Origin of the sequence: Jiangella asiatica, from assembly GCF_004349065.1 — a bacterium.
GTDB lineage: Bacteria > Actinomycetota > Actinomycetes > Jiangellales > Jiangellaceae > Jiangella > Jiangella asiatica.
On sequence record NZ_SMKZ01000005.1, the window covers coordinates 62946 to 87242 of the forward strand.

20 protein-coding genes, 1 other RNA gene and 1 pseudogene are annotated in these 24297 nt (G+C 71.1%); 13 read left to right on the top strand and 9 right to left on the bottom strand.

Going from position 1 to position 24297, the window contains the following annotated elements; all coding sequences use genetic code 11:
- Positions 1 to 22 precede the first annotated feature (22 nt).
- Together E1269_RS05470 and panB are read left to right on the top strand one after the other, a co-directional pair.
- Positions 23 to 2047 carry an NAD+ synthase gene (locus E1269_RS05470; protein ID WP_131892198.1) on the top strand — a complete coding sequence of 675 codons (2025 nt, stop codon included), beginning with the start codon at positions 23 to 25 and terminating at the stop codon, positions 2045 to 2047.
- A 221-nt stretch (positions 2048 to 2268) separates the two neighbouring features.
- Positions 2269 to 3105 (top strand): 3-methyl-2-oxobutanoate hydroxymethyltransferase, encoded by an 837-nt coding sequence (gene panB / locus E1269_RS05475; RefSeq protein WP_131892200.1) that lies wholly within the window; start codon positions 2269 to 2271, stop codon positions 3103 to 3105.
- A gap of 58 nt (positions 3106 to 3163) precedes the next feature.
- Here the strand turns inward: panB and tcuA are convergent, their stop codons facing one another.
- From tcuA to E1269_RS05500, 5 genes are all read right to left on the bottom strand, one after another.
- Positions 3164 to 4723 (bottom strand): FAD-dependent tricarballylate dehydrogenase TcuA, encoded by a 1560-nt coding sequence (tcuA, locus tag E1269_RS05480; RefSeq protein ID WP_131892202.1) that lies wholly within the window; start codon positions 4721 to 4723, stop codon positions 3164 to 3166.
- 45 nt (positions 4724 to 4768) lie between these two features.
- Complete coding sequence (locus E1269_RS05485) at positions 4769 to 6496, bottom strand: ABC transporter permease (protein WP_131892204.1); 1728 nt, start codon at positions 6494 to 6496, stop codon at positions 4769 to 4771.
- On the bottom strand, positions 6493 to 7611 hold the full coding sequence (locus tag E1269_RS05490; RefSeq protein ID WP_131892206.1) for an ABC transporter ATP-binding protein: 1119 nt from the start codon (positions 7609 to 7611) through the stop codon (positions 6493 to 6495). The genes E1269_RS05485 and E1269_RS05490 overlap by 4 nt, the downstream gene beginning before the upstream one ends.
- 173 nt (positions 7612 to 7784) lie before the next feature.
- Entirely contained in the window at positions 7785 to 8654 is an 870-nt protein-coding gene (locus E1269_RS05495) for an isocitrate lyase/PEP mutase family protein (protein WP_131892208.1), read from the bottom strand.
- Positions 8654 to 9382, bottom strand: coding sequence for a GntR family transcriptional regulator (locus E1269_RS05500; RefSeq protein WP_162606240.1), 729 nt, complete (start codon positions 9380 to 9382; stop codon positions 8654 to 8656). Before E1269_RS05500 ends, E1269_RS05495 begins: the two co-directional genes overlap by 1 nt.
- A 336-nt stretch (positions 9383 to 9718) precedes the next feature.
- Here E1269_RS05500 and E1269_RS05505 point away from each other — a divergent pair, with 336 nt between their 5' ends.
- The 5 genes and pseudogenes from E1269_RS05505 (at position 9719) to E1269_RS05525 (ending at position 15899) form a co-directional block, all read left to right on the top strand.
- On the top strand, positions 9719 to 10867 hold the full coding sequence (locus E1269_RS05505) for an ABC transporter substrate-binding protein (RefSeq protein ID WP_131892212.1): 1149 nt from the start codon (positions 9719 to 9721) through the stop codon (positions 10865 to 10867).
- A gap of 42 nt (positions 10868 to 10909) precedes the next feature.
- Positions 10910 to 12379, top strand: a complete 1470-nt coding sequence (locus E1269_RS05510) for an aldehyde dehydrogenase (RefSeq protein ID WP_131892214.1) — start codon at positions 10910 to 10912, stop codon at positions 12377 to 12379.
- A 51-nt stretch (positions 12380 to 12430) separates the two neighbouring features.
- A pseudogene (locus tag E1269_RS34015) lies at positions 12431 to 13303 on the top strand (NAD(P)-dependent oxidoreductase); the annotation flags it as partial.
- A complete protein-coding gene (locus tag E1269_RS05520) occupies positions 13300 to 14688 on the top strand; it encodes an MmgE/PrpD family protein (RefSeq protein WP_203432967.1) in 1389 nt (462 codons plus the stop codon). The pseudogene E1269_RS34015 and the gene E1269_RS05520, both read left to right, overlap by 4 nt.
- Positions 14685 to 15899 (top strand): PrpF domain-containing protein, encoded by a 1215-nt coding sequence (locus E1269_RS05525; RefSeq protein ID WP_131892218.1) that lies wholly within the window; start codon positions 14685 to 14687, stop codon positions 15897 to 15899. Before E1269_RS05520 ends, E1269_RS05525 begins: the two co-directional genes overlap by 4 nt.
- 196 nt (positions 15900 to 16095) lie before the next feature.
- On the opposite strand, the gene E1269_RS05530 is transcribed toward E1269_RS05525, so the two are convergent.
- The gene (locus E1269_RS05530; protein ID WP_131892219.1) at positions 16096 to 16956 is read right to left on the bottom strand and encodes an SDR family NAD(P)-dependent oxidoreductase; all 861 of its coding nucleotides are present in this window, start codon (positions 16954 to 16956) and stop codon (positions 16096 to 16098) included.
- Positions 16957 to 17067: 111 nt separating this feature from the next.
- Between E1269_RS05530 and E1269_RS05535 the strand changes: the two genes are divergently transcribed.
- The gene (locus E1269_RS05535; RefSeq protein ID WP_131892220.1) at positions 17068 to 17634 is read left to right on the top strand and encodes a PadR family transcriptional regulator; all 567 of its coding nucleotides are present in this window, start codon (positions 17068 to 17070) and stop codon (positions 17632 to 17634) included.
- Between the two features lie 347 nt (positions 17635 to 17981).
- Here the strand turns inward: E1269_RS05535 and E1269_RS05540 are convergent, their stop codons facing one another.
- Positions 17982 to 18167, bottom strand: a complete 186-nt coding sequence (locus tag E1269_RS05540; RefSeq protein WP_131892221.1) for an SPOR domain-containing protein — start codon at positions 18165 to 18167, stop codon at positions 17982 to 17984.
- 214 nt (positions 18168 to 18381) lie between these two features.
- On the opposite strand from E1269_RS05540, the gene map reads away from it, so the two are divergent.
- From map to E1269_RS05560, 4 genes are all read left to right on the top strand, one after another.
- Positions 18382 to 19230, top strand: a complete 849-nt coding sequence (gene map / locus E1269_RS05545) for a type I methionyl aminopeptidase (RefSeq protein ID WP_131892222.1) — start codon at positions 18382 to 18384, stop codon at positions 19228 to 19230.
- 57 nt (positions 19231 to 19287) lie between these two features.
- Positions 19288 to 20046 carry a polyphosphate--glucose phosphotransferase gene (ppgK, locus tag E1269_RS05550; protein ID WP_131892223.1) on the top strand — a complete coding sequence of 253 codons (759 nt, stop codon included), beginning with the start codon at positions 19288 to 19290 and terminating at the stop codon, positions 20044 to 20046.
- A gap of 33 nt (positions 20047 to 20079) precedes the next feature.
- An RNA gene (gene rnpB, locus E1269_RS05555) (RNase P RNA component class A) lies at positions 20080 to 20449 on the top strand.
- A 29-nt stretch (positions 20450 to 20478) separates the two neighbouring features.
- Positions 20479 to 21780 (top strand): MFS transporter, encoded by a 1302-nt coding sequence (locus E1269_RS05560; protein WP_131892224.1) that lies wholly within the window; start codon positions 20479 to 20481, stop codon positions 21778 to 21780.
- A gap of 23 nt (positions 21781 to 21803) precedes the next feature.
- Here E1269_RS05560 and E1269_RS05565 read toward each other — a convergent pair whose 3' ends face one another.
- Positions 21804 to 22574, bottom strand: a complete 771-nt coding sequence (locus E1269_RS05565; RefSeq protein ID WP_131892225.1) for an LPXTG cell wall anchor domain-containing protein — start codon at positions 22572 to 22574, stop codon at positions 21804 to 21806.
- Between the two features lie 146 nt (positions 22575 to 22720).
- On the opposite strand from E1269_RS05565, the gene E1269_RS05570 reads away from it, so the two are divergent.
- Positions 22721 to 23344 carry a class I SAM-dependent methyltransferase gene (locus E1269_RS05570; RefSeq protein ID WP_131892226.1) on the top strand — a complete coding sequence of 208 codons (624 nt, stop codon included), beginning with the start codon at positions 22721 to 22723 and terminating at the stop codon, positions 23342 to 23344.
- On the opposite strand, the gene E1269_RS05575 is transcribed toward E1269_RS05570, so the two are convergent.
- Positions 23341 to 24279, bottom strand: a complete 939-nt coding sequence (locus E1269_RS05575; protein WP_131892227.1) for an iron-siderophore ABC transporter substrate-binding protein — start codon at positions 24277 to 24279, stop codon at positions 23341 to 23343. The two genes, E1269_RS05570 and E1269_RS05575, sit on opposite strands and share 4 nt — an antisense overlap.
- Positions 24280 to 24297 lie beyond the last annotated feature (18 nt).

Consider the following 24297-nt stretch of genomic DNA (forward strand, 5'->3'; position numbering starts at 1 on the left):
GGGAAGGCTTAGGCTCGGAGGCGTGCCGCAGATCAGAATCGCGCTCGCTCAAGTGAACCCCACGGTCGGTGCCCTGGAGGCGAACTCCGACGTGGTGGTCCGGATGACGGCGCACGCCGCGAGCCAGCACGCCCACCTCGTCGCGTTCCCGGAGATGATGCTCACCGGCTACCCCGTCGAGGACCTCGCCCTGCGCGCGTCGTTCGTCGACGCCTCCCGCACCGCGCTGGAGAAGCTCGCCGTGCGGCTGGACTCCGAGGGCCTGGGCGCCACCGCCGTCGTCGTCGGATACCTGGGGCGCGACGACGCCACCGCCGGCGTGCGGCAGCTCGGCCGCCCCAAGGGGTCGCCGCAGAACGCCGTCGCCGTCCTCTACGGCGGCCGCGTCCTGGCCCGGCAGGCCAAGCACCACCTGCCCAACTACGGCGTGTTCGACGAGTTCCGGTACTTCGTGCCGGGCGACCACCTCGGCGTGTTCCGCCTGCACGGGGTCGACATCGCGCTAGCGGTCTGCGAGGACATCTGGCAGGACGGCGGGCCGGTCTCCGTCGCCCGCGAGGCCAGAGCCGGGCTGCTGCTCGTGGTCAACGGCTCGCCGTACGAACGCAACAAGGACGACACCCGGCTCGAGCTGGCCCGCCGCCGCGCCGCGGACGCTCAGGCCACGCTCGCCTACGTCAACATGGTCGGCGGCCAGGACGAGCTGGTCTTCGACGGCGACTCCCTCATCGTCGCGCCCGACGGCGAACTGCTGGCCCGCGCGCCCCAGTTCGACGAGGGCTGCCTCGTCGTCGACCTGCGGCTGCCCGACGCGGTAGCGCCGGCGCCCCCGCCGTGGGGGGTGACACAGGAGCGCATCGCCGGGTTCGCCGTTCACCGCACCACGCTGACGACGGCGCCGCTGCCGGCGTACACCCCCGAGCCGGGTGCCGTCGCGCCGCGGCTCTCCGACCTGGCCGAGGTCTACGCGGCCATCGTCACCGGGCTGCGCGACTACGTCCGCAAGAACGGGTTCTCCTCGGTGGTGCTCGGGCTCTCCGGCGGCATCGACTCCGCGCTGACGGCCGCCATCGCCGTCGACGCGCTCGGCGCGGCGAACGTCCATGCCGTCTCGATGCCCAGCGACTACTCGTCGGAGCACTCCAAGTCCGACGCGCGAGACCTCGCCGAGCGCACCGGCCTGCGGTACCGGACCGTGCCCGTCGCGCCGATGGTCCGCGCCTACCTCGACAACCTCACGCTGACCGGCCTGGCAGAGGAGAACCTGCAGGCCCGGGTCCGCGGCATCATCCTCATGGGGCTGTCCAACCAGGAAGGCCACCTCGTCCTGGCCACCGGCAACAAGACCGAGCTCGCGGTCGGCTACTCCACCATCTACGGCGACGCGGTCGGCGGCTATGCCCCGATCAAGGACGTCCCCAAGACGCTCACCTGGGAACTGGCCCGCTGGCGCAACGCGGCCGCGGCCGAGCGCGGCGAGACCCCGCCGATCCCCCAGGGCTCGATCGACAAGCCGCCGAGCGCGGAGCTGCGGCCGGGGCAGCTCGACTCCGACTCGCTACCCGACTACCCCGTCCTCGACGACCTCCTCTACCGACACCTCGAGCAGGACCTCGGCGCGACGGAACTCCAGGCGGCCGGGTTCGACCCCGCGCTGGTGGCGAAGGTCCTGCGCATGGTCGACGCCGCCGAGTACAAGCGGCGCCAGTACCCGCCCGGTCCGAAGATCACCATGCGCAACTTCGGCCGCGACCGGCGCGTGCCCATCACCAGCGCCTGGCGGGAGAGCGAGTCCGGCGCGCCGCTGCACGCCACCGACGCGACGTCGCAGCTCGCCGCCCCCGGACCGGAGCCCGCGGCCGCGACACCGGAGCCCGCTCCCGCCGCACCGGAACCTGCCGCCGTCGCCGAGCCTGATCCGTCGACGGAGCCGTGGCCCGCGGCGGAGGCGGCACCCGAGCCGGAGCCGGTCTCGGGCGAGACTCCGGCGGCGGACGAGCCTCGGGCCAGCGCACAGGAACAGCCGCCCCCACCCCCGCCGAGCTAGACCCCCCTTCGCGTTGATCTTGAAGGAACCGCGGAATCAATCGGATATTTCACCGCAGATTCCCCCATTTCTCCAAGATCAGCGCGACGGGGTCGAGCGAGCGCACCTAGCGGGCCGGGCGGACCGGCGCCACCCCCCGGCGTCCGCGGCCCGAACGTGGGACAATTGCACCTGTTAGGGGACCCGAGCAACGGGCCTCGAGACACTCAAGGAGCACTGCGATGACGCACGAGACCGTGCCGCTCTACGGCGGTCACCTCTCCCGCCGGGTCACCATCCGCGATCTGCGAGCCGCCAAGGAGCGCGGCGAGCGCTGGCCGATGCTGACCTCCTACGACATGTACTCAGCCGAGGTGTTCGACGAGGCCGGCATCCCGGTTCTGCTCGTCGGCGACTCCGCGGGCAACAACGTCTACGGCTACCCCGACACCGTCCCCGTCACGCTGGAGGACCTGATCCCGCTGGCCCGCGCGGTCGTCCGGTCCACCCACCGCGCGCTGATCGTCTGCGACCTGCCGTTCGGTTCCTACCAGGTGAGCTCGGAGCAGGCGCTGACCACGTCCATCCGGGTCATGAAGGAGACCGGGGCGCAGGCGGTCAAGCTCGAGGGCGGGCTCACCGTCGTCGACTCCGTGCGCCGCATCGTCGAGGCCGGCATCCCGGTCATGGCGCACACGGGCTTCACACCGCAGAGCGTGAACGCCATCGGCGGCTACCGCGTGCAGGGCCGCGGCGACGACGCCGACCGGCTCATCGAGTCCGCGCTGGCGCTGGAGGAGGCCGGCGCGTTCGCCATCGTGCTGGAGATGGTGACGGCCGAGGTCGCCGCCGAGGTCACCAAGCGGCTGTCCATCCCGACCGTCGGCATCGGCGCCGGGCCCGACTGCGACGCCCAGGTGCTGGTGTGGCAGGACATGGCCGGCATGCGCGCCGGCCGGATGCCGCGGCTGGTCAAGCAGTACGGCGACCTGCGGGGTGCGCTGGCGACCGCCACCCGGGCCTTCGCCGAGGACGTCGTCAGCGGCGCCTTCCCGGCCGAGGAGCACACCTACCACTGACGCCGCCGATCGTGTTCCGCCGCGAACCCCGTGGCGGAACACGATCACCGGACGGTCGTCAAGCCACCTCCGCGGTCTGCTCGGCGGCGGCCCGGGCGGCCTCGGCTCCGGCCAGCCGGCCGAACACCGCGCCTCGCATGAGGCCGGCGCCGGCTGGGTAGTTGTGGAAGAAGAATCCGCCGGTGATCTCCCCGGTGGCGTACAGGTTCGGCATCGGGCGCCCGGCGACGTCGAGCACCTGGCCGGTCTCGTCGATCTTCAGGCCGCCATAGGTGAAGGTGATGCCGCAGGTCACCGGGTAGGCGACGTACGGACCGGTGTCGATGCGCTGCGCCCAGTTCGACTTCACCGGCTGGCCGGCGGGTGCGGCGCGCAAGCCGTCCTTGCCGAAGGGGTCGAACTGGCCGTCGGGGCAGGCGGCGTTGAACGTGTCGACGGTGCGCACCAGCGCCTCGGGATCGACGCCGACCGCGGCTGCCAGCTCCGGCACCGTGTCGGCGACGATGGGTGTGCCCGTCGAGTAGCGGGGTTCGAGCAGGTGGATGGTCTTCTGGTCGAACAGCTGGAAGGCCCAGGCGCGGGTCTGGGACCGGATGACCTGCCCCGTCTTGGCGTAGGTGAGCCAGACCTCGTCCTCGCCCTCGTCGACGAAGCGCTGCGCCTCGGCGTTGATGAGCAGCGCGAAGGGGTAGCTGTATCGGCTCATCTTGTCGGTGAGGCGTAGGTCGCCGACGGTGGGCGCGTTCGCGTCGAGGGGGACGGCGTGGCAGCCGCCCCAGTGGCCGGCCGGCTGGGCGCCTTCGCCGAGCGCGGCGCTGAGCACGGTGCCCATGTTGAACCTGCTGCCGCGGACCTTGACGAGGTCCCACCCGGGGCCGAGCCAGCGCTGCCGCATCTCGGGGTTGCCCTCGAAGCCGCCGGCGCCGAGGACGACGACGCCGCGGACCTCGGCGTCGCCGTCTGGCCGCCGCACCCGCACGCCCTCGCAGGCCGAGCCGTTCATGATCAGTTCGGTGACCGGCGAGTCGTACCAGATCTCTATGCCGGCCTGCTCGACGATCCGGAACAGGTCGTCCATGAGCCCGACGCCCTCGTGCGCCGAGCGCAGTGCGCCGCCGGGTGGCAGGCTGTACCGCTCCCCCGCCGGGATCTTCTCCGGGTCGATGAGCTTGCCGACCGTCAGCTCCCAGCGGACGCCGTGCGCGGCCATCCATTCGATGGTTCCGAAGGAGTCGTCGACGAGCCGGTCGGTGAGCGTCTCGTCGTTGCGGCCCGCGGTGGCGCCGGCCAGCTCGTCTCGGTACCGCTCGGCCGAGTAGGCGTCGACGTCGATCTTGTCCGCCCACTGCCGGGACTCTTCGGTGACCACCGGCAGTAGCGATGCGAGGCCGTCGTGCGCGGTCCGGAAGATGCCGCCGCTGAAGCGGCTGTTCCCGCCCCGCTCAGCGTGCGGCGCGGCTTCGAGGACGAGCACCCGAGCCCCGGCGTCGTGCGCGGCCAGCGCCGCGACCAGCGCCGCGTTGCCCGCTCCCACCACGACGACGTCGGCGCGGTACAGGGGCCTCGACGGCAGGGTGGCGGTGCCTGCCGGGCCCCGCTGCTGCTGTTCGACCGTCATGATCTTCCTTTCGTCCGGGGACGGGGTCGGTGGTGGGTTAGGAGGTCAGGCACCGCGCGACGGTGCCGCGGTGACGCCGAGGTAGCGACGCGCCAGCAGGGCGATCGCTCCGAGCACAAGGCTGTAGAGGATGCTGGCCGCAGCGGCCCGGGCGAACACGCCGCCGTCCATGTAGTCGAAGATGACGATGGACAGCACCCGGGTCTGCGACGTGAACAGGAACACCGCCGCGCTCAGCTCCCGCATCGACAAGATCAGCAGCATGAGCGCCGACGAGACGACGCTGGCGCGGATGAGCGGGAACGTGATCGTGGTGGCCGAACGGACCGGTCCGGCGCCGGAGGTGTAGGCGCTGTCCTCCAGGTCGGGGTGGATCTGCTGCAGGCTCGTCGAGACGCTGCTGTAGCCCTGCGGCATGAACCGCACCACATAGGCCAGCACGAGGATCAGCAGCGTGCCGTACAACGGCACCGGCAGCAGGAACCACGCCCACAGGAAGCCGAGGCTCAGCACGACAGCGGGCATCGCCAGTGGCGCCATCGCGATGTACTCCACCAGCTTGCGCCCCGGCAGCCGGGTGCGGTGGACGATGAAGGCCATCGTGCTGTGCAGGACGCCACCGGCGAGCATCACGAGGAGCCCGACGATCATGCTGTTGCGGAAGGCATCCTGGAAGGTCGAGTCGTTCAGGACCGCCGTGAACTGCTGGAAGCCGAAGACCGATACGTCGAAGAAGTCGCCGACGCCGGAGATGAACGGCTGGGAGCGCATCGACATCTGGAGGAGCGCCGCGAGCGGCAGGATGACCGCGAGGGTGATGTAGGAAGCGCAGAGGGCGAAGACCGCCCAGCGCCAGCGGCCCAGCTCGATGACACGAGGGCGGAACCCCTTGCCGGACACGGTGGTGTACCGGCGTTTGGCCAGCATGCGCCGCTGCACGACGAGGATCAGCAGCACGATGACGGTGAGCCCGACGCCGATTGCCGCGGCGAGGTTGGATTGTGGTGGCGCGGCGTTCATGAGCCGGTAGATGAACGACGGCAGGGTGTCGATGCCGCCGGGCGTGCCCAGCAGGGTCGGCACCGGGAAGTTCTCGACGATCAACCCGAACGTCAGCACGGCCGACGCCGCGATAGCCGGCTTCACCAGCGGGAACGTCACGTGCCGGGCGGTACGCCGGCCGGACGCGCCGTAGACCTTCGCGGCCTCTTCCAGCTCGGGGTTCATCAGCGACAGCGCGCCGTAGATGAGCATGAACGAGTACGGGGCGTAGTACAGGCCGAACACGAACGCGATGCCGGGCAACGTGTAGATGTTCAGCTCAATCGGCACGCCGATGGCCCGGAAGACGATGTTCAGGTAGCCCTGGCCAGGTGACGCGAGGGTGCTCCACGCGACGGCACCGACCAGCGACGACACGAACAGCGGGATGATGCCGGACAGCTGCACCATCGCCTTGCCCGGCACGTCGGTGCGGGCCGCGGCCCAGGCCAGGAACCCGCCGATCGCCATCGACAGCGCGGTGCCGGCCAGCCCCAGGATGAGTGTGTTGGCGGCGGCGCTGGCGTTGGCGCCGCTGAGCAGCTCGCTGAAATGCGAGAACGTCAGCGCGCCGGTCACCGCTCCCGGACGGGGCACGGCATCGGTGACCGAGGCGTAGACGAGCATGCCGATAGGCAGCAGGACCAGAACCGCGAGGACGGCCAGGAGCGCTCCGGTGGGCAGCAGCCGGGTGTACCGCCGGCTCCGGCCGCTGGCGACGAGGCCGCTCATGCCGGCTCGGTCTCGGCCGCGACAGTGCCCACTTCGGGCAGCACCTCGACGTCACATGGCTCGACCGCGACGTGCACCTGGTCGCCGCGCCGCAGGTCCGCTCCCGGGGCGAACGTGACGACGTCGAGGTCCATGCCCGCGGCCCGTACCCGGTAGCGGGTGTGTGTGCCGAAGAAGCCCAGCGACGTGACCGTTCCGCTCCAGACGTTCGGGTGTGCGACGTCCGGGCGCCGGCGGTGCAGCCTTAGCCGCTCCGGGCGCACGCACAGGCTCACCGAGCCGGAGAGGGGAGCCGCGGCCTTGGCGATGACGTCCGGGCGGCGGTCGTCCAGGCTGATGCTCTGCGTGCCGTCCGGCGCGGGTGCGGCCGCCCGCCCGTGGAAGATGTTGCTCATGCCGAGGAAATCGGCGACGAACGAGTTGCGGGGCGCCTCGTAGAGCCGCTCCGGGGTGTCGAGCTGGACGATCACCCCGTCGCGCATCACCGCGACCCGGTCGGCCAGGGCCAGCGCCTCGCCCTGATCGTGGGTGACATACACGGCGGTCAGGCCGGCCCGCTGCTGCACGTCGCGGATCTCGTCGCGCAGTTGCTCGCGCAGCTTGGCGTCCAGGTTGCTGAGCGGCTCGTCGAACAACAGCACGTCGGGCCGCATGACCAGGGCCCGAGCGAGCGCGACCCGCTGCATCTGGCCGCCGCTGAGCAGGCTGGCACCGCGGGAGCCGAAGTCGGCTAGCCCGACCAGCTCCAGCGCGTCCGCGACACGGCGGGCCGACTCGGCCTTCGGAACCTTGCGCATTCGCAGCGGGAACCCGACGTTCTGCGCCACCGTCATGTGCGGCCAGATGGCGTAGGACTGGAACACCATGCCGACGTTGCGCCGGTTGGCGGGGACGTCGATGTGCTTCGCCTTGTCGAACATCACCCGGTCGCCGATGGTGATGGTGCCGCTGGACGGCGTCTCCAAGCCCACGATGCTGCGCATCGTGCTGGTCTTGCCACAGCCCGATGGCCCGAGCAGGACCACCATCTCGCCGCTGGCGATCTCGAGGCTGAGCCCGCGGACGGCGACGTTGTCGCCGTACTGGACCGAGACGTTGTCGACGTTGACATGCATGGTCACTGCTCCACTTCTGGAGTCGTTCGGAGGACGTTCGGGCACTCGCCACCGGACGGCCGCTACCGCGACGGGCGGCCGTCCGGCTCAGGCCCCGGCCGGCTGAGCTGCCCAGCCAGCTCAGCTGCCCAGCCGGCTCGGCTGCCTCAGCCGGGTCGGGCCTCCGGCCGGCGTCACGCGTGCCGTTCGGCGCGCGCGTAGGTCCGTTCGAGCTCGTCGTAGTGCGACTTGCCGACCAGGCGCTGGCGTTCTTCCCAGCCGGCGAGGTCGTCCTTGGCCGCCTCCAGGGATCCCGTGGAGCGCAGAACGGCGAGCACCCGCTGCACCCCTCTCGCCGCGGCCTGGAGTGCGGCGTTGGCGAACAGCGCGATCCGGAACTCGCTGAGATCGGTCAGCGACATCATCGGTGTGCGGCCGCCCTCGACAAGGTTCACCACCTGCGGCACCGCCAGCCGGGACGGGATGGACAGCAGGTCGGCCGCCGACTGCGGCGCCTCGACGAACGTGACATCGGCGCCCGCCTCGGCGTACCGAGCAGCGCGGTCGACGGCGGCGTCGAGACCTTCGGTGGCGACCGCGTCGGTGCGGGCGATGACGACCGTGCGGTCGTCCCTGGTGTCGACGGCGGCGTGGATCTTGCCGATCATCTCCGCGGCCGGCACCAGGCGCTTGTCGTCGAAGTGGCCGCACTTCTTGGGCATCACCTGATCCTCGATCTGTATGGCGTCGGCGCCGGCACGTTCCAGGACGCGCACCGTCCGGGTGACTCCGACGGCGTTGCCGAAGCCGGTGTCGGCGTCGACGATCAGCGGGAACGTCGTGGCGTCGCGGATGGCGGTCACGTGCGCGGCCAGCTCCGACAGCGTCAGCAGGCCGATGTCGGGTGCGCCGAGGAAGGTGTTGGCGATGCCGGCCCCGGTGATGTAGGCGGCCTCGAACCCCATGTCCTCGACGATGCGGGCGGTGAGCGCGTTAGCGGCGCCGGGGACGACGAGCAGCGGGCCGCTGGCCAGCCGGTCCCGCAGCGGATTGTTCGGGTTCATCAGGCGCCCTCCTCGGAGACCAGGTCACCGAGGTCCAGCTCCGTGCTCATGGCCGACAGAGCCGTGACGTCCTGGACCAGCGCGGCGAGCACGTTGCGCAGGCTGTTGCGCAAGTGTTCGCCGGTCTTCTGTGCCGCCACCGACTCGTCGCGGGCACAGATGGCCAGGCAGATGGCGATGTGCTCGGCCGAGGCCTGGCGGGTGCGCGCCGGGTTCAGCTGGGACAGCCGCCGTAGCCTGGCCACGTGGCCGTAGACGTCGCGCAGCGCCGTCTGCAGGTAGGTGTTGCGGGTGGCCGCGCGGATGGCGTCGTCGAACCGGGAGATCACGCTGCGGTGCGCCAGGTGCAGCTCGTCCGGGATCGGGGCGCCGACCGGGATCGCCTCGAGCCGGCTGTGCACCTGGTGCAGTTCGGTGGCCAGCTGCTCGAAGACCTCGAGCTCGCCCTGCCGGGCGGCCAGCCGCGCCGCGTACGTCTCCAGCGCGTCGCGCATCTGGAACAGCTGCGAGACGCTGCTGATCGAGATGTCGGTGACGACGGCGCCACGCTGCGGCGTGATGGCCACGAGGCCCTCGCGTTCCAGCGCCCGCAACGCCTCCCGGACCGGGGTGCGCGAGACGCCGAGCCGCTGGGCCAGATCCGCCTCCCCCAGGATCGCTCCCGGCAGCAGGTGCCATTCGAGGATCTGGTCACGAAGCTTGTGATGAACGACCTGACTCTGCCGCACATGAGCCCCTTCGATAGCGATGTGACGGCAGTATGCATCCAACATGTATCCAAGGTCAAGGCCTACTGCGGGGCACGTCGCAGGCGCGGAGAACCCATCCCGCCTTCGACTCACCATATGCTGATGAGCTGCATTGATGTGCTCGGACGCGGGCGGCTCTGCCGCGCTGGCAGCCCGGGCTCGGTCGACATCCGATCCGCCGACGGGGTTGACCTGCCCCCCGTTGCGACCTAGCTTGTATACCGCTCGTATGCAAGATCGCAGCTGTCAGCGATACCGGACGACACCGTGCGACCATGCGCCGGGTTCAGCCCCTGCGCGGTCAAAGGAGACCTCATGCCCAGACGTGCGATCCCTCCGGTCCGCCAGTCCCGCCGCGGCGTGTGCTCCGCACTCCTGGCCGGCCTGCTGGCCGTCCTCGTCACCGCCGCCTGTGGTGCGGACTCCGGCACCACCGCGGAGGTCGAGGAGGACGCCTCCGGCGCCTTGATCATCGACAGCGAGGAGATCGCCGACGGAGAGTTGTGGGCCGCCGCCCAGGACCAGGGCGGCTTCACCATGTACACCGGCCAGAGCGAACCCCAGGAGGCCGCACTGGTCGAGGCGTTCCAAGACCAAACCGGGCTGAGCGTCGATCTCACCCACATCCCGACCGGCCGCCTATTCGAGCGGATCCAGTCCGAGCACGCAGCGGGCGTCAGCCAGGCCGACGTCATCCGGCACACCGACCGGACGCTGTGGCGCAGCCACGCCGACGAAGGCGTCCTGCAGCCGTACTGTCCGTTGTTCCTCGACGAGGTGGTGAACCAGGAGCTGCTCGAGGAGAACTGCATGTTCACGCCGACCATCCAGTCCATCTACGCCATCGGCTACAACAGTGCGCTGATCCAGCCCGACGACGCGCCACAGTCGTGGACGGACCTCCTGGACCCCCGCTGGGAGGACAGCGTGGGCCTGACCCACATCGGCGTCGGCGGCAGCGCGTGGGGGCGCGACCTCTTCCTGCGCGACACCCACGGCGTCGAGTACTGGGAGAACCTGGCCGACCAGTCCCCGTACATCGCCGGCTCCGGCTCGGTGATCACCCAGGAGCTGGCGCGTGGCGAGATCGAGGTGGGCATGGTCCTGCCCGGCACCCAGGCGCTCGCGCAGGAGGGCGGCGCACCGGTCGCCACCGTCGTGCCCTCCGACGGGGTGCCCTCGTACATCGAGTGGGCCGGCATCGCCGCCGGGGCGGAGAACCTGGAGGCCGCGCAGGTCTTCATGAACTGGACCATGTCGCTGGCCGGCCAGACCGTCGTCACCGAGGAGATCGGCTCCTACTCGCTGCGGGCCGACGCTCCACCGCCCACCTGGAACGGCGAGGAGCAACCGCCCATCGAGGAGCTGGACTTCGTCTTCCCCGAGACCACCGAGGCCTACGTGACCGACCGCGACGCCGCCCAGGCCGAGTGGTTCACCATCTTCGGCTACCAGCCGTCGTGACCCCGTGCCGGCGACACCCGCCGGAGATCGGAGCCCGCGCGCATGCGCCAGCAGTTGTACATCGACGGAACCTTCACCGACGCCGAAGGCGACCGGCGGTTCGTCAGCACCAACCCGTTCGACGGCACCGAGGTCGCCTCGCTCCCCGATGCCGCGCCCGGCGACGTGGACCGAGCGCTGCGGGCCGCCCGAGCGGCGTTCGACGGCGAGTGGGGCCACACCAGCGGCGTCAAGCGGGCCCGCCACCTGCTGGCGATCGCGGACCTCGTCGACGAGCACGCCGAGCGGTTGTCCCGGCTGGAGACCTCCGACAACGGCAAGGTGATCCGCGAGACCTCGGTCCAGATGGGCTTCGTGGCGCGGACCTTCCGGTACTACGCGGGCTGGGCGGACAAGCTGCACGGCTCCACCGTCCCGCTGGACAACTCGGCGCTTTTCGACTTCACCTTGCGCCAGCCCTACGGCGTGATCGCGGTCATCACCGCCTGGAACTCGCCCCTGGTGCTGCTGGCCAACAAGGTGCCCGCCGCGCTCGCCGCCGGGAACACCGTCGTCGTGAAGCCGTCCGAGCACGCCTCGACCACCACCCTGGAGCTGGCGAAGCTGATCGACCAAGCCGGGCTGCCGGCCGGCGTGTTCAACGTCGTCAGCGGTGGCCCGGAGGCCGGCGCTGAGCTCGTCGGCTCCGCCGTCGTCGACAAGGTCTCGTTCACCGGCGGACCAGCCGCCGGCAGCCGCATCGCCCAGTCGGCGGCGGCCCGGTGCGTCCCGGTGACGCTCGAGCTCGGCGGCAAGTCCGCCAACATCGTGTTCGCCGACGCCGACCTCGACCGCGCCATCGTGGGCGCCGTCGCCGGCATCTATGCCGCAGCGGGGCAGACCTGCATCGCCGGGTCCCGGTTGCTGGTCCACGAGTCGATCCACGACGCCGTCGTCGACGAGGTGGTCCGGCGGGCGGAGGCGATCCGGCTCGGCGACCCGCTCGACCCGGAGACCGAGATGGGCCCGGTCGCCAACCGACCACAGTACGAGCGCATTTTGTCCAGCATCGCCGCGGCCGAGGCCGACGGCGCCGTGCGACGCACCACCGCACCCGTCGACGACGTCCCGGGCGGCGGGGCGCTGTTCATCCGCCCCACCGTGTTCACCGGCGTCGAACCGGACATGGCCATCGCCCGGGACGAGGTCTTCGGGCCCGTCCTGTGCGTCATCCCGTTCAGCACCGACCACGAGGCCGTCGAGATCGCGAACGGGACCGAGTACGGGCTGGCGTCGGGTGTGTGGACGGAGAACCTCACCCGCGCCGTCCGCATGAGCCGCGCCCTGCGCGCGGGCGTGACCTGGGTCAACACCTACCGGACGAACGCGGTCCAGGCGCCCTTCGGTGGCATCAAACGCTCCGGGTACGGCCGTGAGCGCGGCGAGGACGGCATCCGCGAGTTCACCTACACGAAGAACGTCATGATCGACGTCAGCGGTGGTGCTCGCGATCCGTTCTCGCTGCAGGTTTGACCCCGGCCGCCACGGCAGCGACGACATCCAACCACCAGGAGCGAGGAGAACCACGTGGGCGAGACAGTGGGAATGATCGGGCTCGGCAACCTCGGCCGGGCGGTGGCCGCCAGGCTCGTCGGCCAGGGCGTCCCGGTGATGGGACACGACCCGTCCGCCGCCGCGTCGGCCGCGGCCGAGGCCGACGGCGTCCCGGTGGCCGGCAGTCTGGCCGAGGTGGCCCGCCGCGCCCGGGTCGTCTTCACCTGCGTGCCGAACTCGGAGGTGGTCGAACAGGTGTGGCTGGGCGACGACGGCCTGCTCGCCCAGTGCGAAGAGCCCACCACGCTGGTGGAGCTCAGCACCATCGACCCGGCCACCATGGTCGCCGCCGGCGCGGCGGCCGCCGCCCGCGGCCACACCCCCGTCGACGTCGGGGTCAGCCGCGGGCCGGACGAGGTACGCCGCGGCGCGCTGTCCCTTCTCGTCGGCGGCGCGGCCGACGACGACGCCGTCACCGGCCTGCTCGCCCACCTCGGTCAGGTGCACCACGTCGGGCCGGTGGGCGCCGGCAAGACCGTCAAGCTGGTCAACAACCTCATCTCCATCAGCAACATGGCGATCCTGGCCGAGGGCTTCACCATGGGGCTGCGGGCCGGCGTTCCGGCGCAGACGCTGTATGACGTGCTCAACGTCAGCGGCGCCAGTTCGCAACAGCTGGACCGCCGGGTCCCTCGCTGGATCGCCGGCGACGACGCCAGCCGCTTCTCCATCGCCCTGGCCGACAAGGACCTGTGCCTGGGCCTCGACCTCGCCCGCGACCTGGGTGTGCCGACGCCCATGGCGAGTGCGGCACGCTCGCTCTACTCGATCATGCGCGGTGAGGGCATGGCCGACGCGGACATCGTCGCCGCGCTGGACCTGTACGGGCGGTGGGCCGGGTGAGCGGTGCCGCCGCGGCGCGGGTCATCGGTGAGTTCGCCGAGGAGCTCGACGTCGCCGCCCTGCCCGAACCCGTCGTCCACGCGGCTCAGTCGCTGATCCTCGACGCCGTCGGGACCGCGGTGGCGGCGAGCCGAGAGGACTTCGCGGTCCGCGCGGAGCGCGCCCTCACCGCCCTCGCCGGCGACGCTCCAGGTGACGCGACCGTCGTCGGCCGGAGCACCCGGCTGCCGCTGCGCGACGCCGTCACCCTGAACGGCGTGCTGGTCCATGGTCTCGACTTCGACGACACCCACCCGCCCGCGGTCCTGCATCCCACCGCGAGCGCGCTGCCCGCGGTCCTTGGCCTGGCCGAGCGCCATGGGCTGACCGGCGGCGACATCCTGCTTGGGTACGTCCTGGCCGTCGAGGTCACGACCCGGCTGGGTGCGGCGGCGAGCGGCGCGTTCCACCTGCGCGGCTTCCACCCCACCGGCGTCCTGGGCGTCTTCGGCGCCGCCGTGGCGGCGGCCAGACTCACCGGGTTGTCCGCGCAGGGCATCGCCACCGCTCAGGGTGTCGCCGGCTCGCTGGCGTCGGGCCTGCTGGAGTTCATCGGCGACGGCGCATGGACGAAGCGCCTGCACCCCGGCTGGGCCGCCGCGTCGGGGATCACCGCCGCCGCCCTGGCCGCCGAGGACTTCGTCGCCCCGGACGAGATCTACGAGGGCCGCTACGGCCTGTACGCCAGCTTCCTCGGGACCGATCACGGCGCGGCGCTGAAGGCTCGCCTCGACACGCTGGGCACCGTGTGGGAGACCCGGGCCGTGGCGGTGAAGCCGTATCCCGCGTGCCATTTCGTGCACGCCTTCGTCGACGCCGCGATTGCCCTGGCCGAGCGGCACGACCTGGACCCCGAGCGGATCGAACAGATCCACTGCCTGATCGCCGAAGAGGAGATCCCGAGCGTGTTCGAGCCGCTGCCGGTCAAGCGCCGGCCGCGGTCGGCCTACGAGGCCCAGTTCAGCGTCCCACACGCGGTCGCCAGCGCCCTCACCCGGCGGCGATTCACCCGCGACGAGCTCACCCCCGCAGTGCGCGGCGACCCCGTCGTCCGCGAACTGGCCCGCCGCACCACCTACGGCCCGGACCCGGACAGCCTGTTTCCCCGCGCCTTCAGCGGTGAGGTGCGGATCCGGCTCGACGACGGCTCCCTGGTCACGCACCGCGAGCAGGTCAACCGCGGCGCCCTGGAACGGCCGCTGAGCCCCGCCGAGATCCGGGCGAAGTTCGACGCCAACATCGCCGGCGTGCTGTCACCGGACGGCGCCGACGAGCTGGCCCGGCTGGTGGCGGCGCTGCCGGAGCTGGACGACCCGGCCCCTCTCTTCGCGGCGCTGGCGCCATGACCGCGCCGCGCGAGTCCGAGACGATCCCGGCCGTGATCATGCGCGGCGGGACCAGCCGTGGCGTCTTCGTCCACCGCCGCGACGTCCCCGCACCGGGCCCGCGGCGCGACCGTCTCATGCTCGACCTGCTCGGCACGGCCGACCCCACCCGCATCGACGGCCTGGGCAGCACGTTGTCCTCGACGAACAAGGTGATGATCGTCGGCCCCAGCGACCGGCCGGGGCTGGACGTGGACTACCTGTTCGTCCAGGGCCTGATCGACCGCGACGGCGTGGACTACGCCGGGAACTGCGGCAACCTGACCGCCGCTGTCGGGGCGTTCGCCGTGGACGAAGGGCTGGTCGAGGCGGCCGAGCCGGTGACGCCGGTGCGCCTGTGGAACGAGAACACCGGCCGCCGCATCGTCGCCCACGTGCCGGTCCGCGACGGACGCGCCGCGGGCGACGGCGACTTCACCATCGCCGGGGTGAGCCGGCCGGGCGCCCGGATCCGCAACGAGTACCTCGATCCGGCCGGCTCGACGCTCGGCGCGCTGCTGCCGACCGGTGCGCCGCTCGACCTGCTCGACGTGCCCGGGCTGGGAGCCGTGGAGGTCTCGATCGTCGATGTCACGAACCCGTTCGTCTTCGTCCGGGCCGAGGACGTCGGCCTGGCCGTCCGGGCCGACGACGCCGGACTGGTTGGAGGACTGACGGCGCCGGCCGCCGAGCTCAACGCCGACCCGGCGCTGCTGGAACGGCTGGAGGCGGTCCGGGCCCAGGCGGCGGTCCGGGTGGGACTGGCCGGCACCGCCGCGGCCGCCCGGGTCACGAGCGCGAACCTGCCCAAGATCGCGGTGGTGGCAGCGCCGGCGGACTACCGGGCGGCATCCGGCTCGCTCGTCGCGGCCCGCGACATCGATCTGGTCGCGCGGATGGTGTCGATGGGTGCCGTGCACCACGCCTTCGCGATGACGGGGGTGATGTGCCTGGCGGTCGCGGCCCGGCTGCCGGGCACAGTGCCGCGGCGGGTGGCCGTCGGCCGTGGCCTCGACGACGTCGCCGTCGGCCACCAACGCGGCGTGACCACTGCGGAGCCGGCGTTCGACGCTGACGGCGCGGTCCGGTCGGTGACGGTGGACCGCACCGCCCGCCGGCTCATGTCCGGTCTCGCCCATCTGCCCGTGCCGGCTGGGACGGCTGGCCGAACGGGCCGCGCAGCCGCTCGGTGACGTCCCACAGCCGGCGAGCGGGTCGGAGTCGCAGGAGGCGGCCGACGAGGTGCGCCCGGCGGCAGCACCTTCGCAGTCACGCGGGCCGCTCAGGGCTGCGGCCGATGAGCACCAGCCGATGGCCGGCCGCCGCCCAGATCCTCCGCGGCCCTCCCGGACCAGCCTGACGTGGCGCCGGCCACGACGATGGTGCGGGTCACGCCGATGCCTTGATGCCGGAGAGACCGAAGACCCGGGAGATCATCGCCTCCTGGACTCGCACCGGCAGCCGCGACACGAACCGCATGAGCCGGACCTCGGACGAGGCGGCGTACCAGCGCCTGGGCCGTCGCGCTTCGAACGCTCTGACCACGGCCTTCGCCACGGTCTCCGGCGGGCTGGGGCGCTGGTTCGCCGCCGCCTTCTCGACGGCGGCGAGGTGCTGCTGGTAGAGCTTCACCTGGGCGGGATCGGCGTCCTGCAGAGCATTGCGGGCGGCAGCCTCGGCCTTGGCGAACAGGAGTGTCTTGGTCGTCCCGGGCTGGACCATCACCACCGGGATCCTCCAGACGGCCAGCTCGGTGCGCAGCGCCGCCGACAGCGACTCCAGCGCGGCCTTGCTGGCGCCGATCGGGCCGAGGAACGGCACCGGCACCCACGCCGTCGGCGCGCTGACATTGATGATCCGGCCCTTGCCGGCGCGGATCAGCGGCAGGAAGGCCTGGGAGACGTATGCCGGGCCGAGGGTGTTGACCTCGAACTGCCGGCGCAGGTCCGCCGGCGGGATCAGCTCCTGCGGGCCCTGGATGATGATGCCGGCGTTGTTGACGACGGCGGCCAGCCCGGCACCCGCGACGTCGTGCCCGACCTTCTTCGCCGCCAGCGCCACGCTCGCCGGGTCGGTGACGTCCATCTCGACGAGCCGGACGCCCTTGATGCCGGCCAGTGCGCCGGGGTCACTACGGATGGTGGCGAAGACGGTCGCGCCGCGCTCGGTCAGCGCCCGGACGGTCGCCGTCCCGATGCCGCCGTTCGCGCCGGTCACCAGGACGGCGCCGCGCTTGTGGTTGTCGGCCATGATTCCACTCCATATGTTCGAGAGGACATGTACTTTAGGACATGTCCGAGTGTGAATGTGGCCCAACGGACATGTCAAGATGGACTCGTCACCGTCGAGAAAGGAGCTCCGATGTCGTTGCGCCACGGCTTGCTCGGCCTACTCGCCGAGGGTCCTGCCAGCGGCTACGACCTCGCCGGGAGGTTCCAGGAGGTCCTCGGCACGGTGTGGCCAGCCCAGCACCCGAAGATCTACGCCGAGCTCGGACGGCTCGCCGACGACGGCCTGATCGAGGTCGACAGCGTCGGGCCGCGCGGACGAAAGGCCTACCGGATCACCTCCGAGGGCCTGGCCGAGGTGCGCCGCTGGCTCACCGACACCGAGGTCGACCACACCATGCGGCTTCAAGCGCTGCTGCGGTCGGTCTTCTTCTGGCTCATGCCGCCCGACGACCTGCGCCGGCACCTCGCCGCCGAGGCGTCGTACTACCGCCAGACGGCCGACTACTACCGCAACATCGCCGCCGCCAAGGACCGCGGCGACTTCGGCGACAGCCCGCCCACCCAGGCCCTGCGCATCGCCGCCGAGGCCGGCATCCGGCTGCACCAGGCGCTCGCCGAATGGGCCGAATGGGCCCAGACCGCCAAGCTCACCACCGAGGACTCCCCGCCGTCGTCCCCGCCCACGGCCCCGGAATGATCACGTTCAGCACGAGATCTCGTGTCGCACAATGCTTGCAATCATGGTGCGACACGAGATTTCGTGCTGAACGTGATCATTTGGAACGACGGCGAGCCGGCGCGCCGAACCTGGTGGCGGGACCCAGACGAGCCCATCCGTCGGTGACCCCCGGCCCCCGGAGCCCTCGATGCCGGCGTCCTCGACGCATACTCGATTTTCGACGAATGCGGCCCGGGACCAGCGCCTGTTCGTCGGAAAGCCCAGCATGCGCTGCTGACGGGAGCACGGGCCGACGGTGAGCTCACCCACCGATCCGGCCGGAAGTCCTCATGTCGAGAGGCGCCGAACCTGACGGCGAGACGGCGTCAGTCCTCGCCGCTCCACTCGCGGTCGATAGCGTCCTGCTGCTCAGTGCGCGCCCGGGCCCGGGCGATCGCGTCCTGGGCCTCCTCGCGGGTTTCGTACGGGCCGAGCCTGCGGTCGTTGGGGCAGCCGTCCACGGGCTCCACCGCCTCGTGGTCCAAGCACCAGTACCAAGGTCCGTCCGCCATGGTCGCTCCCTCCCTCGCCGCCCCACCAGCCCGCGCCGCACGCCGTCGTCGACCCAATCCAGGCTTCGCCTGAGAAGCGTGCCTCAGCTGAACACCCAGGCTTCGCCTGAGAAGCGTGCCTCAGCTGAACACCCAGGCTTCGCCTGAGAAGCGTGCCTCAGCTGAACACCCAGGCTTCGCCTGAGAAGCGTGCCTCAGCCTAGACTTTCACACCATGTCCCCCGTCGTCCCCGGCATCGTCTCGCCTGAGCGCCCAGTACCGTCGTCCATCGCCCGGCCCGAGTACGTGGGCAAGGCCCGGCCCACGCCGTTCTCGGGCTCGGAGATCAAGGACGCCGACACCATCGAGCGCATCCGCGTCGCCGCCCAACTCGCCGCTCGAGCGCTGGCCGAGGTCGGCAAGCACGTCGAGCCGGGTGTCACCACCGACGAGCTCGACGCCGTCGGCCACGAGTTCCTCTGCGACCACGGCGCCTACCCGTCCACGCTCGGCTACCGCGGCTTCCCGAAGTCGCTGTGCACCAGCGTCAACGAGGTCATCTGCCACGGCATCCCCGACTCCACCGTCATCGCCGACGGCGACATCGTCAACATCGACGTCACCGCCTACATCGGCGGCGTGCACGGCGACAACAACGCCACTTTCCTCGCCGGCGACGTCGACGAGGAGACCCGCCTGCTGGTCCAGCGCACCCAGGAAGCCCTCAACCGGGCGATCAAGGCCGTCAAGCCGGGCCGCGCCATCAACGTCATCGGCCGAGTCATCGAGTCGTACGCGAAGCGGTTCGGCTACGGCGTCGTCCGCGAGTTCACCGGCCACGGCGTCGGCGAGTCGTTCCACTCCGGCCTGGTGATCCCGCACTACGACGATCCCGGGTCGACGACGGTCATCGAGCCGGGCATGGTCTTCACCATCGAGCCCATGCTCAACCTCGGCACGCACGAGTGGACGATGTGGGACGACGGCTGGACGGTCGTCACCGGCGACGGGCGCCGATCGGCCCAGTTCGAGCACACGCTGCTGGTCACCGAGAACGGAGCGGAGATCCTCACGCTGCCCTGACACACGTTTGAGACGTTCACTTGGTCGCCACCGCGCACATGAGCGAAGCTTGAAGGCGTGACCTCGACGACGCAGGGCTTCGGCATCGACATCGGCGGCAGCGGCATCAAAGGGGCACCGGTCGATCTCGCCAAAGGTGAGTTTGCCGCCGAACGCGTCCGCATCGACACCCCCGACGAGTCCACCCCCGACAACGTCATCGCGGTGGTGCTGCAGGTTCTGCAACAGATCGGCTGGTCCGGCCCGTTCGGCTGCACGTTCCCCGGCATCGTCAGGCGCGGCGTGGTCGGGTCGGCGGCCAACGTCGACAAGTCCTGGGTCGGCGTCGACCTCGAACAGGTGCTCAGCGAGCGCAGCGGCCAGCGGGTCACCGTCCTCAACGACGCCGACGCGGCCGGGGTCGCCGAGGACCGCTTCGGCGCGGCCGCCGACGTCGACGGCGTCGTCATCGTCACCACGCTCGGCACCGGCATCGGCAGCGCCGTCCTGCACGACGGGGTCCTCCTGCCCAACACAGAGTTCGGCCACCTGTACCTGAACCACCACCACCACGAGGCGGAGAAGTACGCGGCCGCGTCGGTGCGCGAGGAGAAGGGCCTGTCCTGGGAGGAGTGGGCGGAACGGCTGCAGGCCTTCTACTCCCACCTCGAGTTCATCTTCTCCCCCGACCTGTTCGTCGTCGGCGGCGGCGTGAGCAAGAAGGCCGACAAGTTCCTGCACCTGCTCGACCTCCGGACGCCCATAGTCCCGGCCGGGCTGCGCAACGACGGCGGCATCATCGGCGCCGCGCTGACCGCCGCCGAACGTTCCGTGTGAGCAGCGCAGATACGGTAGTCTTGGTAGCGAGGACGAGTCGGCCGGGCGGCCGCGTCGGAGCCTTTCAGGCTTCGCCGAGGAAGGTCCGGACTCCACAGGGCAGGGTGGTGGGTAACGCCCACCCGGGGTGACCCGCGGGATAGTGCCACAGAAAGCAAACCGCCGCCCGTCACGGGCGGTAAGGGTGAAACGGTGGTGTAAGAGACCACCAGCGCCCCAGGTGACTGGGGCGGCTCGGTAAACCCCACCTGGAGCAAGGTCAGACAGGGAACGTTCGAGGGCGGCCCGCCCGAGTTCCCGGGTAGACCGCTGGAGGCCGCCGGCAACGGCGGTCGTAGATGGATGGTCGCCGGTCCCGGTCCGCCGGGAACCACAGAATCCGGCCTACAGGCCGGCTCGTCCCCTCAACTGCCGCTTCGATAGCCTCACCTGATGACGGGCGACGATCGCCGAGGGCACCGCGACGTCTTCCGGTATCCCGGCTACCCGGCGTTCTGGGCGGCCGAGACGGTGTCGGAGTTCGGCACCTACGTCACCACCATGGCGCTGCAGGTCCTCATCGTCGTCACGCTGCACGGCACCGCCACCGACGTCGGGCTGATGAATGCCGCGCGCTGGGCGCCGTACCTCGTCCTCGGCCTGGTCGTGGGCGCGCTGGTCGACCGGTGGCGGCGCCGGCCGGTGCTCGTCGCCACCGACGTCGCTCGCGGGCTCCTGCTGTGCCTCATCCCGCTGTGCTGGCACCTGGACCGGCTCACGCTCCCGGTGCTCATCGGGTTCGTGACGGTGTTCGGCGTCATGTCGCTGCTGAACGACGCCGCCACGCAGTCGTTCCTGCCCCGCCTGGTGCCGCCGTCAGCGCTACTGGCGGCGAACGCCCGTCTCGACCAGAGCGGCGCCGTCGCGCAGACGTCCGGCCCGGTCGTCGCCGGAGGTCTGGTGAGCTGGCTGGGTGCGCCGCTCGCCGTCGTCGTCGACGCGGTCTCGTATCTGTTCTCGGCCGCGGCGGTCGCCTGCATCCGGGTGGCCGAGCCGCGGGCCGGTACCGGCGGCCGGCCGCTGAACCTGCGCCGCGAGATCGGCGCGGGCCTGCGGTGGGTCTACCGGCACCGGATGCTCGCACCGCTCGCCGTGACCACCCACGGCTGGTTCCTGTTCAACAGCATGCTGCTGACGGTGTTTGCGCCGTTCGCGCTGCTGCGGCTGGGGCTGACGCCGTTCGAGCTCGGCGTGGCGCTCTCGTTCGCCGGCGGTGGCGGACTCGTCGGCAGCCTGCTCTCGACCCGTCTCGGCCTGCGATGGGGCGCGGGGCGCACCGTGATCGCCTGCCGTGCGGGCACGGCGGTCGCCTGGGCGGTGATCGCGCTGGCTCCGGGCGACGGCGAAGCTGCCGCGCTCGCCGTCGTCGCTGCCGGGCAGTTCCTGTACGGCCTGACCATCGGCGCGGAGAACGCCAACGAGATGGGGTATCGCCAGGCGGTCACCCCCGACGAGCTGCAGGGCCGCATGAACACCACCATGCGGTCGATCAACCGGGCCGTGATCGTGGCCGGCGCGCCGCTCGGCGGCCTGCTCGCCGACGGCATCGGCGACCGGGTGACGTTGTGGATCGGCGTCGCGGGCTTCGTGCTGGTGTCGGTGGCGCTGGCGGTGTCACCGTTCCGGTCCGCCCGGCACGACGACGCGGACCCCGACGACATGGAGCGCGAGGACGGTGGTCCGGTGACGCCGTAGACGCCACCGGACCACCACCGCCACTACCGGACAGTGTTCGCGCGGCGCCGCATCAGCAGTGCGCCGCTGGCGACGAACGCGATGGCCGCGAACCAGAGCAGCCCGAGGCTCGGGCTTCCGGTGTTGGGGAGCTGTTCCCCACCGGTCGCGCCGCCGTCGTCGCTGCCGCCGTCGCCGCCTCCGTCGTCGCCGGCCGAACCGCCGTCGTCGTCCTCGCCGATCTCGCAGCCGAGCGCGTCGACGTCACGGTCCAGGTGGAACGGGTCCTTCTCGGCGTCGAACAGCTCGATCGGCTTGTGGGCGTCGTCGATGTCCGGGCAGTCGTAATCCTCGACACCGTCTACGCACCACGCCGCGGAGTCCGCGTAGTGAGCGCAGTCGCCAACCGCCTCATCGGGCTCATCCGGCGTACCGCCCTCGTCACCGCCCCCGCCGGCGTCACCGCCGGACGACACCTCGCACCCCTCGCCGTCGTTGTCGTCGTCCAGCAGGAACGGATCGTTCGACGGGTCCACGACGTGGACCGGTTTGTGGGCTTCGTCGATCTGATCACAGTCGTAGTCGTCGACGTCCGGTTCGCACCAGGCGTCCGCGTTCGCGTACGCGGCACAGTCGGCCGCGTCCTTGGTCTCCGCAGCCGGCGACTCCTCGGCCGGCGCGTCCTCGGTGGCCTCCGGCTGAGTCTCGTTCGCCTCGGTGCCGAGCACCTCGTCGCTCAGGTCTGCCTGAGCTGGCGCCGCGCCGGCCAGTGCCAACGCGAGCGCGGCGAAAACCGCAATGGTGACCTTCTTCAAGGCCGCCCCCCTTTGAATTGTCGACAGGCGGTGGATCTTCCCCTCCGCCAAAGCCCGGGACATTAGCGCCTTTCGCGGCTTCCGTACAGATCTTGTGGCGGTTATTCGGAGGATTCTCATCGAACGACGGCGTACGGTTGCGCGTCGTGACCACGGACGACCCGAAGGCAACCGTGCGCCGGGGCTACGACGCCGTTTCCCGCGCCTACCGCGCCGACGACGCCCAGAGTGGCAGGTACGGCACCTGGGCAGACGAGCTGAGCACGCAGCTGCCGGGCCGCGGCCGGGTCCTCGACCTGGGCTGCGGCAACGGGGTGCCAATGGCCCGCGACCTCACTGCCAAAGGCTTCCATGTCACCGGCGTCGACTTCAGTGCGGTGCAGGTCGAGCGGGCCCGCCGGCTGGTCCCGTCGGCGACGTTCGTGCAGGCCGACGCCACCGAGGTCGAGTTCCCGGCGGCTTCCTTCGACGCCGTCGTCTGTCTCTACGCGATCATCCACGTGCCGCTCGACGAGCAGTCCTCACTGCTGGCCCGGATCGCCGGATGGCTGCGTCCCGGCGGCTGGTTCCTCGCCACCACCGGCGACGCCGCGTGGACCGGCACCGAGGACGACTGGCTCGGCGGCGGCGCCACGATGTGGTGGAGCCACACCGACGCCGCCACCTACCGCGCCTGGATCGCCACCGCCGGTCTCGACGTCGAGCACCAGGGCTTCGTCCCCGAAGGCGTCGGCGGGCACGCGCTGTTCTGGGCCCGCAAGCCCGGCTAGCTCCCGCTGCCGCCCACTACCTCGGCCAGCTGCGGCACCAGCTGCTCCAGCGCGTACGGCAGGCTGAGCACCGTCGACCACGTGAGCGCCCCGGACACCAGCAGATCCTCGATGAACAGCACGCGACCGTCCTGCACCACCTGCAGCTGGTCGTACAGCGGCTTCGCCTCGATCTGCTCGCGCAGGTCGGGCTCGGACCCGACGTTCGAGATCAGCAGGTCGCGGTCCAGCTGTGCCATGAGCTCGTCGCTGATCGGGGCGCCGTCGAGGTCGCCGGCCAGCTCGGCGATGTCGTCGGGCAGCACGAAGCCCAGCGACGTCATGAACACCGTGCGCGGGTCGGTGGCGCTGCGGGCGAACGACGAACCGGGTTCGAACTGTTCCGCGACCACCATCTCCACGCCCGCGAACTCGGGGTGGGCGGCGGCAGCGTCGGCGGCGAACAACCCGTCGACCTCGGTGATCAGCCCCTCCGCCCGGTCGGCCTGGCCGAGAATCTGACCGACCATCCTGGTGGTCTCCTGCCAGGGCATGCCGTACTCGGGATAGTCCGGCGACGAGGCCACGGTCGGCGCGATGACCGACAGCGTGTCGTACTCCTCCTGGGTCATACCGGTGTAGAGGCCGATGATCAGGTCCGGGTCGAGCTCGGCGATGACCTCGTAGTCAAAGTTCTGCACGCCGGTGAAGGCGCCCTCGTTGAGCACCATCGGCTTGGCGTCGCCGAGCTCGTCCTGGGCCCACGGCCAAGTGGCATGCGGGTGCTCGCCGTACCAGTCGGTGACGGCGACCGGTGCGATGCCGAAGGCCAGCACGGCGTCCTGGTCGCTGAACCCGAGGGTGACGATGCGCTCGGGAGCCTCGGTGAGCTCGGTCGTACCGTAGCGGTGCTCGACAGAGGCGGGGAACTCCCCATCCGCCGGCGACGGTGTCACCGGTCGGCGGTACGGTCC

Coding starts and splice junctions, on each gene's coding strand:
- panB (WP_131892200.1), top strand. CDS start 2,269: ATGACGCACGAGACCGTGCCGCTCTACGGCGGTCACCTCTCCCGCCGG.
- tcuA (WP_131892202.1), bottom strand. CDS start 4,723: ATGACGGTCGAACAGCAGCAGCGGGGCCCGGCAGGCACCGCCACCCTG.
- E1269_RS05485 (WP_131892204.1), bottom strand. CDS start 6,496: ATGAGCGGCCTCGTCGCCAGCGGCCGGAGCCGGCGGTACACCCGGCTG.
- E1269_RS05490 (WP_131892206.1), bottom strand. CDS start 7,611: ATGCATGTCAACGTCGACAACGTCTCGGTCCAGTACGGCGACAACGTC.
- E1269_RS05495 (WP_131892208.1), bottom strand. CDS start 8,654: ATGAACCCGAACAATCCGCTGCGGGACCGGCTGGCCAGCGGCCCGCTG.
- E1269_RS05505 (WP_131892212.1), top strand. CDS start 9,719: ATGCCCAGACGTGCGATCCCTCCGGTCCGCCAGTCCCGCCGCGGCGTG.
- E1269_RS05510 (WP_131892214.1), top strand. CDS start 10,910: ATGCGCCAGCAGTTGTACATCGACGGAACCTTCACCGACGCCGAAGGC.
- E1269_RS05525 (WP_131892218.1), top strand. CDS start 14,685: ATGACCGCGCCGCGCGAGTCCGAGACGATCCCGGCCGTGATCATGCGC.
- E1269_RS05530 (WP_131892219.1), bottom strand. CDS start 16,956: ATGGCCGACAACCACAAGCGCGGCGCCGTCCTGGTGACCGGCGCGAAC.
- E1269_RS05535 (WP_131892220.1), top strand. CDS start 17,068: ATGTCGTTGCGCCACGGCTTGCTCGGCCTACTCGCCGAGGGTCCTGCC.
- E1269_RS05540 (WP_131892221.1), bottom strand. CDS start 18,167: ATGGCGGACGGACCTTGGTACTGGTGCTTGGACCACGAGGCGGTGGAG.
- map (WP_131892222.1), top strand. CDS start 18,382: ATGTCCCCCGTCGTCCCCGGCATCGTCTCGCCTGAGCGCCCAGTACCG.
- E1269_RS05560 (WP_131892224.1), top strand. CDS start 20,479: ATGACGGGCGACGATCGCCGAGGGCACCGCGACGTCTTCCGGTATCCC.